Raw genomic sequence first — 13,859 nt, 5'->3', positions numbered from 1 at the left:
GGCTTCATGGCTGGACAGCCGGGCGTTGCAGCGACAGTCTGCGCCGCGTCATGGAAGCCATCGTCAATGTCGTCCTGCCAGTCTTCGCCATCATGGCCGCCGGCTATCTCAGCGGTCGCACCGGCATCCTGGGGCAGGACTCCAGCCAGGCGCTGAACGGATTCGTCTACTACGCCGCCCTGCCCGCGCTCTTCTTCGGCTCGCTGGCGCGCACGCCCCTGGCCGACGTCTTCTACTGGGACTTCATCGCCGTCTTCGGCCTCGGCCTGCTGGCGATCTTCTTCCTGGCCGCGATCATCGCCCGCTTCGCCTTTCCCGGCGGGATCGAGTTCAACGCCATGCACGGCTTCTCCGCCATCTTCTCCAACACCGGCTACATGGGCGTGCCGCTGCTGCAGCTCGCCTTCGGGCAGGAGGGGGTGCTGCCGGCGGTCATCACCACCATCATCAACGGCGCTCTGGTGATCGTCGCCGGGGTGGTGGTGCTGGAGGTGGTGCGGGCCAAGGGCCAGGGCGCCCTGCAGGTGGTGCGCAAGGCCGGCGCCGGCGTGGGCAAGAACCCGCTCTTCCTCTCGGCCGCCGCCGGCCTGCTCTGGTCTTGGGGCGGGCTGCCGCTGCCCGCCTCGGTGGGCAACTTCATGGACATCCTGGGTGCCGCCGCGGGCCCTTGCGCGCTTTTTGCCATCGGGCTCTTCATGGTGGGCAAGTCGCTGCGCGCCGGGCTGGGCGAGGTCTTGTGGATCTGCCTGCTGAAGCTGGTGGCCCTGCCGGCCCTGGTGGCCTGGCTGGCGCTGGTGGTCTTCGAGCTGGAGCGGGTCTGGGCCTTCTCCGCCATCATCCAGGCGGCCCTGCCCATCGGCGCGCTGATGTTCGTGCTGGCCTCGAGCTACGAGGTCTATGTCCAGCGCGCCACCTCGGCCATCCTGCTCTCCACCCTGCTCTCCCTGGTCACGCTGTCCCTGCTCTTCCTGCTGCTGGGGGTGTAAACCGGCATCTCGCCGCGTCATTGCGAGCGAGCAAAGCGAGCGCGGCAATCCAGGGCCACAGGCAAATGGCCCTGGATTGCTTCGTCGGCTGCGCCTCCTCGCAATGACGCGGGAGAGTACGGGGCGTGAGCGCGCGCAGGCGTGACCGGACGGCCGGGGGCGTGCTATAGGCGCGGCCAGCTTTTTGCAGGAACTTTCCCACAGGATAAGGAAGACAGCTCATGGACGTGAAAGGACTGGCCGCGATCGTCACCGGCGGCGGCTCCGGCATGGGGGCAACCACGGCCCGGGCGCTGGCGAAGGCCGGCGCGAAGGTGGCGGTGCTCGACATCAACGAGGAAGGCGTCAAGCGCGTGGCCGAGGAGATCGGCGGCCTCGGCTTCCGCTGCGACGTCACCAGCGCCGAGCAGGCCGAGGCCGTGATGGCCGAAGCGCGCGAGAAGCACGGGCCGGCCCGGGTGCTGGTCAACTGCGCCGGCGTCGCCCCGGCCAAGCGCATCGTCGGGCGCAACGGCCCCATGCCGCTGGAGGAATTCCGCAAGGCCGTCGACATCAACCTGGTGGGCAGCTTCAACATGCTGCGCCTGGCCGCCGCCGACATGCTGGGCGCCGAGCCGGTGAACGAGGACGGCGAGCGCGGCCTGATCGTCAACACCGCCTCCATCGCCGCCGGCGAGGGCCAGCTTGGCCAGGTGGCCTACGCCGCCTCCAAGGCCGGTGTGGTCGGCATGATGCTGCCGGCCGCGCGCGAATTCGCCAAGTCCGGCGTGCGCGTCATGACCATCGCGCCGGGGCTCTTCGCCACGCCGATGCTGCTCAACATGCCGGAAGAGGTGCAGGAGAACCTCGCCAACCAGGTCCCCTTCCCCAAGCGCTTCGGCAAGGAAGAGGAGTTCTCCAGCCTGGTCATGCACATCCTGGGCAACCCCATGCTCAACGCCGACAACATCCGCCTCGACGGCGGCATGCGCATGCAGTGACGCCCAAGCCCCCGCCGGCCGGTAACCTGGTCGGCGGGGGTGATTGCTGTGTATCGAGCTATTCTCCTAAAGGCAGATACGCTTTACGCCGCCCTGGTCGGCAACTGCCGGATGGCCGCGCCCTTTTCCCGCTGCGGGACGGCGAGCTCGTACCAGGAACTGCTGAACCCAGCCCGCAAGGAGCTCGCGCTCCACCATCTGGACGACTCCGCCATGTCCCTGACCGAGGTCGTGCACAGGCGGGGTATTCCGAACTCTCCGCCTTCTCCCGTGCCTTCTGCGCCTGGACCGGCATGAGCCCCCAGCGCTATCGGTGCGCCTAGGCCGGATAGCGGGTGTGCCCAAGAGCACTGCTTAGAGCCACTTGACCGGCCTGTTAAGACGAAAAACGGCGGGGGTTTGAACCCCGCCGTTGTCTATATCTTTTCAAGAATACTCGAGGGGCTAATCCGCGCTTCGGTGCTGCCCTCTGACGCACACCAAAAGCGTGCTCACTCTTCCTCAGGCATCTTAATCGACTGATCGAGGTATTCGTTCGTGTAGACGTCGTTCACGTCGAACGGTACGTCGACGCCGAAGTACTCGTCGACCATGGCATAGTCGTCTTCCATTCGCGTTGCATCAAAGGCGCCCAGGGCAACGCTCGTGGTTGTCGGATCACGCATAAGCTCCTGGATGCGGCCCCATTGATCGCGCTGATTGTCTCGATCCAGTCCCGAGACATTCTCCATCAGGGCGTCCAGGCAGGGTTCGAAATCGTCGACGCAGGCCTTGAAGGCGCGCTGGCTGATCTCAGTGAACTTCTGCACGACCTCTGGATTCTCGCGGCTGTACTCGCCGTTGAAAATCACCGAGTTGCCGTAGGGGTTGATACCGATGTCGCGCCAGGCGACGAAGCCCAGGTCATCGCCGAACTCGCGCACTTTCAGGTCGTGCTCGTTATAGAAGTCACTGGTGATGTCGATAGCGCCGCTTTTCAGAGAGGTCAGCTTGGCCTGCGGGCTGACATTCACGAAATCGACGGAGTCTGGTTCGATGCCGACCGTCTCGGCAAACAGAGGCCACATCACGCGTGAGGCATCGGCCGGGGGATTTCCGATCTTGTGACCGGGGAAGTCCTCCGGCCCCTCGATGCCGGTACTCTTGAGCCAATAGAAGCCCTGGGGCGAGTTGGCGTAGACCGCCATGACCGCAACGATATCCGCGCCCTTGCTGCGTGCGACCAGCGCCGTTGCCATGTCTGCCACGCCCAGCTCGGAGCGCCCCGCGCCAACACGCTGGGCCGAGGCCGAGGAGCCCTGTCCGGCTTCGATGCTCACATTGAGGCCGGCCTCTTCATACCAGCCTGCTTCCTGGGCGTAGAAATAGGGCGAGTGATCGGCGGTGGGCACCCAGTTGAGCACCATGTCCAGATCTTCTGCCACCACAGCGCCGGGCAGGATCATTGCCGATGCGGCAGCCAGTGTCGCTAGTCTCTTCAACGAACTTTCCTCCCTGTTGAATCGCTGCCGAACAGCCTCGATCGCAGCGGTGCCACGTCCGGCAGCATTATGCGAGATGGCCGGACTTGGTGTTGCACTTAAAAAAGGTTACCCATTTCGCTTCCTTGGATCAATAATTAACCAACCAGTTGGTTTGATGTGAAGCATGACGGAAAAGCAAGTCTCCAAGCGCAAGGCATCGGAGTTGGCCGGCACGGACCAGAACAAGCGACAGAGGCGGGCCAAAGCAACCAAAGAGAGCACACGGCCACGCCGCCGCAACCCGGTGGAAACGCGCCGAGCACTGCTGGATGCCTCAATCACCGAGTTCGCACAGAACGGATTGGCGGGAGCACGCGTCGATGCGATAGCCCGGCGCGCTGGCGTCAACAAGCAACTCGTCTATCACTATTACGGCAGCAAGGATGAGCTCTTCACCGCCTCTTTGGAGGAGGTCTATCGCCAAATCCGCTCGCAGGAGCGCGAACTGGAGCTACACGCGCTGCCACCTCTGGCAGCCATGGAGCGCCTCGTCGGCTTCTCCTTCGACTATCTGGCCGGACACCCAGAGTTCATCGCACTACTCAACGACGAGAACCGCATGCGCAGCGCGCACCTCAAGGGGTCCCGCGAGCTCGTGGACATGCATTCGCCGCTGGTCGACGTGATCGACAGGGTGCTCAAGCGCGGTGTGGAAGAAGGGGTTTTTCACGACCGCTTCGGACCGGTCAATCTCTACATTTCCATTGCCAGCCTCTCGTACTTCTTTTTTTCCAACAACCCGACGCTTTCGGCCATTTTCAATCGCGATATGTCGTCCGCGACCGAGGTGGCGCGGCGGCGCCAGCATGTGATCGATTTCGTACTGCATGCCCTGCGCCGCCATAATCAACCAACTGGATAGTTGACTGCAGGGAGAGCGATCTTCTAGGGTCCTTTCACCTCCTGGCTGAGAGACAGTGATGACGATGCAGGATACCAAGATTGCAACCCGGACGGCACCGCGCCTACCCGGACTGTCCTACAATCAGCTCATTGTCATCGGCGTGCACCTCGCAGCCTTCGTGCTGTGGGAAGTGCTGGTCCGTGCCCTTGAAGTCCCGCGATTCATCCTACCGCCGCCTACCGAGATCCTCGCCACCCTGACCGGCGATCACTACGCTTGGGTCTCGAACACCCGGGTAACCGCCATCGAAATCTTCGGCGGCTATGCCCTGGCCGTCGTCCTGGGTGTACTCTGTGCCCTCATCTTCACCTGGTCGCGCCTGGCCTTCGTTCTGTTCTTCCCCCTGCTGGTCACGCTCAACATGATCCCGAAGGTGGCGCTGGGTCCGCTGGTCATCGTCTGGTTCAGCTATGGCATCGGCACCAACATCCTGATCACCTTCAGTCTCTGCTTCTTCCCGATCCTGCTGACCACAGTGCGCGGCCTGCGCGAGATCGAGCCGGATCTGCTGGACCTGGTGAAGTCGCTGCGCGGTTCGCGCTGGCAGACCTTCATCTATATCCAGCTGCCGGGGTCCCTGCCCTACATCTTCTCGGGCATGAAGGTGGCCGCCATCCTGGCCGTGGCCGGCGCCATCGTCGGCGAATTCATCGCCTCCAGCCGCGGCCTTGGCTACCTGATGATCCAGGTGCAGGCATCGCTGGACACCCCCGCCATGTTCATGGCCGTCATTCTGATCACCCTGATCGGAGTCTTCCTCTATGGGCTGGTCATGGCGCTGGAGCATTTCCTCGTGCCCAAGGACGCGCGGCTCTCATGACTCGCCCCGCTTTCGAAAGGATCAATACCGACCCATGAGCGCCCAAGACGCCGGAACAATCCCAGAGCACGGCCCCTGGCTCGAGACTTCCACCCTGCCTGACGGCTTCGCCAGCCTTGCCGACCTGGAGTCCTTCATGGCACGCCCCCCCCGGGCGCTGGCCGAAGAACTGGGCAGATTGGACGGCGACATCATGGTGCTAGGCGCCGCCGGAAAGATGGGTCCCTCACTCTGCCGCCTGGCGCGCAACGCGGCACCCGAGAAGCGCGTTATCGCCGTGGCCCGCTTCAGTGACCCCGCAGTCAAGACCGAGCTGGAGGCCGCCGGCGTCGAAACCATCACCTGCGATCTGCTTGATCCGGCTGCGCTCGAGGCCTTGCCACGGTGTCGCAACATCATCTTCATGGCCGGCCGCAAGTTCGGTGCCGAAGGCAATCAGCCCCTGACTTGGGCGATGAACGTCCACGTCCCGGCCCGGGTCGCGGATGTTTTCAAGGAATCCCGGATCGTCGCCTTCTCGACCGGCTGCGTCTACGCTTTCGCGCCCGTGGACGGCATGGGCGCCGACGAGAGCGCCGCGCTGACCCCGCCCGGCGAATACGCAAACTCCTGCATCGGCCGCGAGCGGATGTTTAGCTATTTCTCCGATCTCTACGCCACGCCGGGCCGGCTGTTCCGTCTCAACTACGCCATAGACCTGCGCTACGGCGTGTTGCACGACGTGGCACGCAAGGTGAAAGAGGGCCGACCCATTGACGTCACCATGGGGCACGTGAACGTGATCTGGCAGGGTGACGCCAACGCGCAGGCCCTGCGCTGCCTTGCCCATGCCACAGCGCCAACCAGTCCGATCAACGTCACCGGGCCCGAGGTCATCTCGGTGCGCTGGCTGGCGCAGGAGTTCGGCCGCCTACTGGGCCGCGAGCCCGTCATCACCGGACAAGAGGCACCGACCGCCTGGCTATCCAATGCAGCCCAGGCCTGCGCCACCTTCGGCTATCCCCTGGTGCCGCTCAAGCGCATGATGGACTGGACCGTCGACTGGCTGCAGCGCGAACAGCCGAGCTATGACAAGCCCACCCACTTTGAATCCCGCGATGGCGCCTACTAACCCGATCTCAATCACGCTTCTGGGCGAAGGCCATCTGCCGCAGATGATGGTGCTGTCGCGCGAGGCTGGCTGGAACCAGCAGGAGGCCGATTGGCGTCTTTTCCTTACCGAGGGGCTGGTTTTCGGGGCGCTTGACGACGGCGGGGTGGTGGGCAGCGCAGCCATTCTGCCCTATGGCGAGGACATCGCCTGGATCAGCATGGTTCTGGTCCGCCGCTCCCATCGCAAACGGGGGCTGGGCAGCCTGCTGCTGCAGCGCTGCCTAGACGAACTCGACCGTCGCCGGCGCATCGCCTGTCTGGACGCCACACCCATTGGCGAACCTCTCTATCGCTCTCTCGGTTTTGAGGGCTCGCTGCGCCTCACCCGCTGGCAAGGCGAAGGAAATGGGCCTGTTACGCCTCCAGGCGAGTCATCACCGGTTCCTCTGTCCCGCTCCGTCGCTCTGAATGCGGCAGTCGCACTGGACGCCGCTGCATTTGGCGCAGAGCGTCGGCCGATCCTTACCAGCTTTTCTGCCCGCTTGCCGACAGCCGCCTGGATGACACAAGACGAGCGAGGAGCCGTGCTCGGCCGCCCCGGCGACCGGGCCAGCCAGGTCGGACCTCTGCTGGCAGCGGACGAGCAAACGGCCATCGCACTGCTCACCGCCGCCCTCGCCCAGCTGCCCGGCCCGGTTTTCATCGACGTTCTGGATCAGCGCCGGGCCGTCGCGGAATTCCTGCGCGCCAGAGGGTTCACGCCGCAGCGCTCTTTCCTGCGCATGATCCGCAATGCCAGCCGGACCCTGGGCGACATCGCGCGCCTGCATGCCATTGCCGGCCCTGAATTCGGCTGATGACCCGCCAACTCGCACATAGGGAGCTCTGAACCGCCATGGGATTGCACCACAGAGAGCTTGATCCCGACCTCCTAACCCGGTTCCGCAGGGGCGCGGTGATTCCGGCCCACCCCCTGGCACTCGACAGTTCCCGGCAGTTCGACCGGCGGCGCCAGCGGGCACTCACGCGCTACTACGTGGACGCCGGCGCAGGCGGGCTGGCCGTCGGCGTGCACACCACCCAATTCGCGATCCGCGATCACGGTCTCTATGAGCCGGTGCTGCGCGCAGCCATCGAGGACAGCCGCGCCTGGACCGACCGCAAGCTCTTCATGATCGCCGGCATCTGTGGCGAGACTGAGCAGGCGGTGGCCGAAGCGCGCAGCGCCGTCGAAGTGGGTTATCACGCCGGACTGGTCAGTCTGGCCGCCATGAAGGGCGCCGACATCGATCAACTGATCACCCATTGCCAGCATATTGCCGAGGAGATTCCGCTCGTCGGCTTCTACCTGCAGACGGCCGTGGGCGGCATCGAACTGCCCGCTGACTTCTGGAGGCGTTTCGCATCCATTGACAACGCCATCGCCATCAAGGTCGCACCCTTCAACCGCTATCGCACCCTCGACGTGGTGCGCGGCGTGGCGGCCGCCGGTGCCGAGGATCGCGTGACGCTCTATACCGGAAATGACGATCACATCGTCCTGGACCTGTTGACCCCTTTCCAGGTGCAGCGCGATGGCCAGCCGGTCACTCTTGGATTCCGCGGCGGCCTGCTGGGACACTGGTCCGTCTGGACACGCACGGCGGTGGAACTGCTGGAGCGCATCCACGCGGTGGTCGAAAGCGGTCAGGCGCCGGACCCGGAACTCTTGGCCCTCGACAGCCGGGTGACCGACTGCAACGCCGCCTTCTTCGACGTTGCCAACGGCTTCGGCGGCTGCATCGCCGGTTGTCACGAGGTGCTGCGCCGGCAGGGCCTGCTCGAGGGCCTCTGGTGCCTGGACCCGAACGAGGGCTTGGGCAGCGGCCAGGCCGCGGTAATCGACCGCGTCTATGCCGAACACGCCGACCTCTCCGATGACACTTTCGTGCGGGACAACCTGGAAAGATGGCTTTCATGACGGCTCAAGCTGACACAGTCGCCACCGCTGCACGGCGGCACGAAGCCTTTATTCGACTGCGCAATCTGCGCAAGGTGTTCCGCACTGGAAACCAGGAGTTCCTGGCGGTATCGGACGTCACCCTGGACATCGCCGAAGGCGAAATCGTCTCGGTGGTGGGGCCTTCGGGCTGCGGCAAGACCACGCTGCTGCGCATCCTTGCAGGGCTCACCAACGCCGACGACGGCGAGGTCACCATCGGCGGCGCGGCCGGCGGCTTCACCCCCGGGCGCGACGTGGGCATGGTGTTCCAGCAGGCCCTGCTGCTGAAGTGGCGCACCATCCTGGAAAACGTTATGCTGCCAGCCGACATATTGAAGCTGCCGCGCAAGGAAAGCCGCGAGCGCGCGCGGGAGCTACTCGACATGGTGGGCCTCAACGGTTTCGAGAACAGCCGCCCTTATGAACTGTCCGGTGGCATGCAGCAGCGCGCCGCCATCGCCCGCGCCCTGATCCACGATCCCAAGCTGGTCCTGATGGACGAGCCCTTCGGGGCACTGGACGCCCTGACCCGCGAAAAGATGAACCTGGAAATGCTGCGCATCTGGGAGCGCAGTGGCAAGACCATCGTCTTCGTCACCCATGGCATTCAGGAAGCCGTCTTCCTGGGCTCGCGCTGCGCCGTGCTCACCGCTGGCCCGGCACGCATGTCCGACTACTTTCCCATCGACCTGCCTCAGCCGCGCAGCCTGGAGGTCAAAACCTCCGAGGTCTTCGGCAACTACGTCAAACGGATCTACCAGCAACTGGGGATGAAGTAGGCCGGATCGACGGTACCGCATCTTTCGTCGCTTCCGGGGGCCGTCGAGCCGGCGCAACACCATGAAGGGCAGCACGACCTGGGGAGAGCGCCCCGGAAGGGGCAAGGGAGAAATAGCCGTGTCACCGGAAGCGGGGCCTGATGATCGGCATTGATACTCTGGTCAATCTGCTCGACCTGGGCGGAACCTTCGTGTTCGCGATCAGCGGCGCCCTGGCCGCGGTCAATCGCCGGCTCGATATCTTCGGCATCCTCGTGCTGGCCTTCGTCGCCGGCAATGTCGGGGGCATCACCCGCGATCTGCTGATCGGCGCCGTGCCCCCCGCCGCGCTCAGCCATGAACGCTACCTGCTGGCCTCGATCATTGCCGGGCTCATCACCTTCTTTTCCTACGCCGGCATCAAGCGCCTGCGCAGCCCGGTTCTCCTCTTCGACGCGGTAGGGCTGTCGTTTTTCGCGGTTGCCGGCGCCGGGAAGGCGATCGAGTTCGGGCTCAACCCCGTCATGGCCGCGCTGCTGGGCATGGTGACCGGGATCGGCGGCGGCATGATGCGCGACGTGCTGCTGATGGAGATCCCGCAGGTCCTGCGCTCGGACCTCTACGCCGTCGCGGCCCTGGCCGGCGCCGCCATCGTCGTCATCGGGCACGAACTGGCGCTGCCCTACGGTGTCGCGGCGCTGGCCGGCGGACTGCTGTGCTTCACGCTACGCTTCATGGCCATCCGCTATGCCTGGCGCCTGCCGGTCGGCCATTTCTCCGCCCGCGAGCGCGCCAAGGCCGGGAAGGATGAGGAGGAGCAGTGAAGGGGGTCAGGTCAGGACGCTGACGCTGCCAGAAAGCTCACGCTTATCGTGCCATCGCTTTCGAGCACAAGGCTTTCCACCTCGGAAACCGAGTGCCCGCCCTGGGAGCGAATGGCGCTGGTCGCCTCATCCTGGGTCACGCGCTCGCGCTTCATTGCCCCTTCGCAGAAGGCGCCGTTGCGCGCGAGCAGCGCCGGCTCCGAGCGCACCGCGGCGGCAAAACTCTTGGAACGCACCGAAAAGGAGGCGACGAGATACTGGGCGAGAATCAGCAGCGCGAGCGCCGTCGCCCCCTCCGCAAGGGCGACCGATTCCTGCAGCACGATGGCCGAGAGGGTCGAGCCGAGCGCTACCGTCACCACGAGGTCGAAGGCGTTGAGCTTGGCGAGCGTCCGCTTCCCGGAGATGCGCAGGAACAGCACCAGCGTCACATAGGCGAGCACGCCCACCAGGACGGTCCGGACGATCCCTGCCCAGTCCTGAAAGAACATGCCGGAGATGTCCATGATCCCGCTTCTCCTGTCGCTGGAGCCTATCTCGTTGACAGTGATCGGAATTTGGGCTCTGGGACCTGCGGCCTCCGGCCCCCGAGCGACATGGCATGGGCCTCAACCGGGCTGGCCCTAGGGAGCCCGGATCATTTCACTCGGGCAGCGCCCCGGAGCGGATTTCGTGGCAGGTCCACTCCGGGGCGCGCGTCACGTCTACAGCCCGAGGATGTCCTTGGCCTCGCCGAGTGCGGCCTCGGAGCCGGCGTGGTCGCCGGCCTCGTGCAATTCCTCGCCCTCCTGCCGGAGGTCCGTCACGCGCTGACGCTCGTCCTCGGACAGGTCCGCGCTCGGGAGTGCCTGGTCGATCTCCTCCATCATCGAGGGACACTGATGGGCCAGGGCGGCGCCGCCGGACAGCGCAAGTACGAATGCTGACGTGAAAATGATGCCTCGCATAGCAAGCCTCCGTTCGTTCTGGACCGGTTATCGGTCCACCGCCCGCATTCTACGGGCACATTAATCAGACGGAGATTCGCGCAAAAGGTTCCGTGGCAAGCGCAGACCCGTCGAGGGTCATCAGCACCTCCAACGGCGATACCCCCCACCAGTGGACGAGGTCATCGAGGGCGATCGCCTCTTCCCCGTCCGCGCCCAGGGCGGTGACGCACTCCCCGATCTCGGGGGCCTCAATGGCACTGAGGTCCAGGACACTGTGTTCCAGCGTCACGCTGAGCACCGGCACCCGCCGGCCGCGCAGCAGCATCGTGGCCGGCCGGCCATCGCGCGCCGAACGATAGCCGTCATGGCGGCCGAGCGGCACCACACCCGTGGTGATCGCCGCGCCGCCCTCTCTGTCCGCTCCCTCCAGCGCTTCTGTACCCTCGAGAGTCGGGCGTGTGCCGGGCCTGTAGGAACCGATGTGGATCAGGCGCGCGCGCAGGGCCTTCAGCACGGGCCGATAGGGCGCGAAGCCGGCGACCTCGGGGTCGAGGGGTGAGAGGCCGTAGAGCAGATGGCCCGGCGAGACGGCGGTGCAGCGGTCGCGCAGACCGGCCAGCAGGCAGGCGCTGCCCATGGCCTGGGTCACGGGCACCTTGAGCCCGGCCGCCGCCAGTGCCGCAACGAGCCGGTCAAACTCCTGCAGCTGGCGCTCCGCCCAGCCGCGGCCGTCGCGGCTGCTGAAGGGCACGTGGGTGTAGAGGCCGGCGACCTCCAGGTTCGGCAGTCCGGCAACATGGAGCGCGAAATCGCGCGCCTGATGCAGGGGCACGCCGAGACGCCTGAGCCCGCAGTCGATCTTGATGTAGAGCGGCGTCGGCCCGCCGGCACAGCGCGAGAGCGCCTCCGCCATCTCGACATTGCAGACCGTGGGAATCAGGTTCCATTCGAGGATCTTGGGAAGGGCATCCGGCAGGAAGCCGCCGAACAGCAGCAGCGGCGTGTCGATGCCGGCCTTGCGGATCGCCACGGCCTCGTCGAAGGACCCGGTGGCCAGCAGCTCGACCCCTTCTTCCGCCAGCAGCCGCGCGGTCTCGACCGCGCCATGACCGTAGGCATTGGCCTTGATCGAGGCGATGACGCCGACTCCCGGCGCCAGGGTGTCGCGCAGGTGGCGATAGTTCCCGCGCAGTGCCTCCGGGTCCAGCTCGCGCCAAGCCGGCCGCACGGTGCCGCCCTGGCAGTCACCTCGGCTCACGACACCCCCGATCCCAGGCGGAACAGGCAGTCATCCGCGGCCGTGCGGATCGGGGTGAAGTCCCGCTCGTGAATGAAGTCGGGGCGGCCGAAGCGGGTCTGCCGGTTTGCCACCGGGTTGGCGATCACGGAGAAGATCCGGCGGTGCCAGGGCGACATGTTGGGCGGCGAGCCGTGCACCAGATTATCGCGGAAGATCAACGCCGTGCCCGGGGCGCCGGTCGCGGCGACGATACGCTCCCCCGCCTTTCGCACCAGCGCCGCCACGCCGTCCTGGTCCACCACCCAGAGCCGGTAGCTCGTCGTCTCGGTGTCGGCGCGCGCGCGCAGTTCGTCATCCCGGTGGGAGCCCGGAATGAACCAGAGCGGCCCGTTGAAGGCATTCACCTCGTCGAGGAAGACATGCAGGTTGAGCGCCAGCGGTTCGGGCACCCCATCCTCCGCGTGGTGGGTGGCGAAGTCGTAGTGCCACTGCCAGACCTCGCCGACGAAAGCCGCCTTGACGTTCACCTTTACCTGCTGAACGTAGAGCGCCTCATCGCGCAGGATCTGCTGTGCCGGCTCGATCAAGCGCGGGTGGCATGAAAGCTCGGCAAAGGCTTCGTCGCGCCGGTGCAGGGCAAAGGCGGTGCGCACCTCGCCGCTCTGCTTCTCCCGGATGTTCTCCGGCCGCTCCTCCCGGAACAGTGCCTCCTGATGGGCGCGCAGGATCTCGACCTCCGAAAGGGAGAAGAGACCGGGAATGATGAGAAAGCCCTGCTCGTCGATCTGCCGCAACTGCTCTTCACTGAGACGCATCGCCCTCTCTCCTCACCTGCGGCCGCAGCCGATCCATGACCGGGCAGCAGTCTGCCAGCCGGGTGCCTTGTCACAAACCGAGATTTGCTGCAGCCTGCCTAAGCTGAGCTTAGTCATGGAGCCTGGATGACGCGCCATCTCCCGCCCCTGAACGCGCTGCGGGCCTTCGAGGCGGCCGCGCGCCATGGGAGCTTCCAGGCCGCGGCCTCGGAGATCAACGTGACGGCGGCCGCCATCAGCCAGCGGGTGAAGCTGCTCGAGCAGGCGCTCGGAACACAACTTTTCCGCCGCTTTCATCGCGGCGTTGCCTTGACCGATGCCGGACAGCGCTACGCCGAAAGGATCGGGGCGGCCCTCGACATGGTCGCCTCCGCCACCAGCGACATTGATCGCCATGACCAGGGCGCGCGCGTGCGCGTCACCGTGCTGCCGGTGCTGGCGGAGATGTGGCTGCTGCCCCGGCTGTCACGCTTCCACCAGCGCCACCCGGAAATCGAACTGCTCCTGTCCACCGACGCACCCGTGGTCGATTTCCGCGGCGAGGCCTTCGACGTGGGCCTGCGCTACACCGACGGCCGCCACCCGGGCGTTGAGGTGCACAAGCTCTTCCAGGAGACGATCTTCCCGGTCTGTGCGCCGGAACTGGCGGAGAAGCTGACATCCCCGGACGACCTGGCTCGGACCACGCTGCTCTACGACCAGCACTGGCAGGACGACTGGCGGCTCTGGCTGGAAGCGGCCGGCCGGCCCGAGCTCGTGCGCTCCAACGGAAGCGCCTTCGGCCTCTACAGCCTTGCCGCCGCAGCCGCGCGCAACGGGCTGGGCGTGCTCATCGGGCACAGCCGCCTTATCGCGGACGACCTCGCACGCGGCAGCCTCGTGACGCCCTTCGATCTGCGCGTGCCGGCACGCCACGCCTACCACGTCGCCTGCCCCCCCTGGGCGCAGGACCGCCCGGCGGTGAAGGCCTTCGTCTCCTGGATGTTGAAAGAGGCGGGGGAATAGCC

15 protein-coding genes are annotated in these 13,859 nt (G+C 65.7%); 10 read left to right on the top strand and 5 right to left on the bottom strand.

The window, feature by feature from the left end:
* Positions 1–50: 50 nt before the first annotated feature.
* Positions 51–986: an AEC family transporter gene (locus ABZ720_RS03225; protein ID WP_366553758.1), complete on the top strand. Its 936-nt coding sequence runs from the start codon at positions 51–53 to the stop codon at positions 984–986.
* Positions 987–1,207: 221 nt separating this feature from the next.
* Positions 1,208–1,966 (top strand): SDR family NAD(P)-dependent oxidoreductase, encoded by a 759-nt coding sequence (locus ABZ720_RS03220; RefSeq protein ID WP_366553756.1) that lies wholly within the window; start codon positions 1,208–1,210, stop codon positions 1,964–1,966.
* A gap of 491 nt (positions 1,967–2,457) precedes the next feature.
* Here the strand turns inward: ABZ720_RS03220 and ABZ720_RS03215 are convergent, their stop codons facing one another.
* Positions 2,458–3,447 carry an ABC transporter substrate-binding protein gene (locus ABZ720_RS03215; RefSeq protein WP_366553754.1) on the bottom strand — a complete coding sequence of 330 codons (990 nt, stop codon included), beginning with the start codon at positions 3,445–3,447 and terminating at the stop codon, positions 2,458–2,460.
* Between the two features lie 166 nt (positions 3,448–3,613).
* Between ABZ720_RS03215 and ABZ720_RS03210 the strand changes: the two genes are divergently transcribed.
* The 7 genes from ABZ720_RS03210 to ABZ720_RS03180 all read left to right on the top strand — a co-directional run bounded on the left by ABZ720_RS03210 (position 3,614) and on the right by ABZ720_RS03180 (position 9,868).
* Positions 3,614–4,351: a TetR/AcrR family transcriptional regulator gene (locus tag ABZ720_RS03210; protein WP_366553752.1), complete on the top strand. Its 738-nt coding sequence runs from the start codon at positions 3,614–3,616 to the stop codon at positions 4,349–4,351.
* Between the two features lie 58 nt (positions 4,352–4,409).
* Positions 4,410–5,213: an ABC transporter permease gene (locus ABZ720_RS03205; RefSeq protein ID WP_366553750.1), complete on the top strand. Its 804-nt coding sequence runs from the start codon at positions 4,410–4,412 to the stop codon at positions 5,211–5,213.
* A gap of 34 nt (positions 5,214–5,247) precedes the next feature.
* Positions 5,248–6,324 (top strand): NAD-dependent epimerase/dehydratase family protein, encoded by a 1,077-nt coding sequence (locus tag ABZ720_RS03200; protein ID WP_366553748.1) that lies wholly within the window; start codon positions 5,248–5,250, stop codon positions 6,322–6,324.
* Positions 6,311–7,162, top strand: a complete 852-nt coding sequence (locus ABZ720_RS03195) for a GNAT family N-acetyltransferase (RefSeq protein ID WP_366553746.1) — start codon at positions 6,311–6,313, stop codon at positions 7,160–7,162. Before ABZ720_RS03200 ends, ABZ720_RS03195 begins: the two co-directional genes overlap by 14 nt.
* A gap of 38 nt (positions 7,163–7,200) precedes the next feature.
* Entirely contained in the window at positions 7,201–8,265 is a 1,065-nt protein-coding gene (locus ABZ720_RS03190; RefSeq protein WP_366553744.1) for a dihydrodipicolinate synthase family protein, read from the top strand.
* Positions 8,262–9,065 (top strand): ABC transporter ATP-binding protein, encoded by an 804-nt coding sequence (locus ABZ720_RS03185; protein ID WP_366553742.1) that lies wholly within the window; start codon positions 8,262–8,264, stop codon positions 9,063–9,065. Before ABZ720_RS03190 ends, ABZ720_RS03185 begins: the two co-directional genes overlap by 4 nt.
* Positions 9,066–9,205: 140 nt before the next feature.
* On the top strand, positions 9,206–9,868 hold the full coding sequence (locus ABZ720_RS03180) for a trimeric intracellular cation channel family protein (RefSeq protein ID WP_366553740.1): 663 nt from the start codon (positions 9,206–9,208) through the stop codon (positions 9,866–9,868).
* Between the two features lie 11 nt (positions 9,869–9,879).
* On the opposite strand, the gene ABZ720_RS03175 is transcribed toward ABZ720_RS03180, so the two are convergent.
* The 4 genes from ABZ720_RS03175 to ABZ720_RS03160 form a co-directional block, all read right to left on the bottom strand.
* Positions 9,880–10,374 (bottom strand): DUF421 domain-containing protein, encoded by a 495-nt coding sequence (locus ABZ720_RS03175; protein ID WP_366553738.1) that lies wholly within the window; start codon positions 10,372–10,374, stop codon positions 9,880–9,882.
* A gap of 198 nt (positions 10,375–10,572) precedes the next feature.
* A complete protein-coding gene (locus tag ABZ720_RS03170) occupies positions 10,573–10,815 on the bottom strand; it encodes a PA2433 domain-containing protein (protein ID WP_366553736.1) in 243 nt (80 codons plus the stop codon).
* A gap of 64 nt (positions 10,816–10,879) precedes the next feature.
* Positions 10,880–12,055, bottom strand: coding sequence for an alanine racemase (gene alr / locus ABZ720_RS03165; protein WP_366553734.1), 1,176 nt, complete (start codon positions 12,053–12,055; stop codon positions 10,880–10,882).
* Complete coding sequence (locus tag ABZ720_RS03160) at positions 12,052–12,852, bottom strand: phytanoyl-CoA dioxygenase family protein (protein WP_366553732.1); 801 nt, start codon at positions 12,850–12,852, stop codon at positions 12,052–12,054. The genes alr and ABZ720_RS03160 overlap by 4 nt, the downstream gene beginning before the upstream one ends.
* A gap of 126 nt (positions 12,853–12,978) precedes the next feature.
* On the opposite strand from ABZ720_RS03160, the gene gcvA reads away from it, so the two are divergent.
* On the top strand, positions 12,979–13,857 hold the full coding sequence (gene gcvA, locus ABZ720_RS03155) for a transcriptional regulator GcvA (RefSeq protein ID WP_366553730.1): 879 nt from the start codon (positions 12,979–12,981) through the stop codon (positions 13,855–13,857).
* Positions 13,858–13,859: the final 2 nt, after the last annotated feature.

This window comes from Aquibaculum sediminis, assembly GCF_040712085.1.
GTDB lineage: Bacteria > Pseudomonadota > Alphaproteobacteria > Kiloniellales > DSM-21159 > Aquibaculum > Aquibaculum sediminis.
This window is presented reverse-complemented; position numbering and strand designations above follow the sequence as displayed.

Bases quoted from the DNA above. Each gene is read 5' to 3' on its own strand.
- ABZ720_RS03190 (WP_366553744.1), top strand. From the start codon at position 7,201: ATGGGATTGCACCACAGAGAGCTTGATCCCGACCTCCTAACCCGGTTC.
- ABZ720_RS03205 (WP_366553750.1), top strand. From the start codon at position 4,410: ATGACGATGCAGGATACCAAGATTGCAACCCGGACGGCACCGCGCCTA.
- ABZ720_RS03175 (WP_366553738.1), bottom strand. From the start codon at position 10,374: ATGGACATCTCCGGCATGTTCTTTCAGGACTGGGCAGGGATCGTCCGG.
- ABZ720_RS03195 (WP_366553746.1), top strand. From the start codon at position 6,311: ATGGCGCCTACTAACCCGATCTCAATCACGCTTCTGGGCGAAGGCCAT.
- ABZ720_RS03225 (WP_366553758.1), top strand. From the start codon at position 51: ATGGAAGCCATCGTCAATGTCGTCCTGCCAGTCTTCGCCATCATGGCC.
- ABZ720_RS03160 (WP_366553732.1), bottom strand. From the start codon at position 12,852: ATGCGTCTCAGTGAAGAGCAGTTGCGGCAGATCGACGAGCAGGGCTTT.
- ABZ720_RS03200 (WP_366553748.1), top strand. From the start codon at position 5,248: ATGAGCGCCCAAGACGCCGGAACAATCCCAGAGCACGGCCCCTGGCTC.
- ABZ720_RS03220 (WP_366553756.1), top strand. From the start codon at position 1,208: ATGGACGTGAAAGGACTGGCCGCGATCGTCACCGGCGGCGGCTCCGGC.
- ABZ720_RS03210 (WP_366553752.1), top strand. From the start codon at position 3,614: ATGACGGAAAAGCAAGTCTCCAAGCGCAAGGCATCGGAGTTGGCCGGC.
- gcvA (WP_366553730.1), top strand. From the start codon at position 12,979: ATGACGCGCCATCTCCCGCCCCTGAACGCGCTGCGGGCCTTCGAGGCG.
- ABZ720_RS03185 (WP_366553742.1), top strand. From the start codon at position 8,262: ATGACGGCTCAAGCTGACACAGTCGCCACCGCTGCACGGCGGCACGAA.
- ABZ720_RS03180 (WP_366553740.1), top strand. From the start codon at position 9,206: ATGATCGGCATTGATACTCTGGTCAATCTGCTCGACCTGGGCGGAACC.
- ABZ720_RS03170 (WP_366553736.1), bottom strand. From the start codon at position 10,815: ATGCGAGGCATCATTTTCACGTCAGCATTCGTACTTGCGCTGTCCGGC.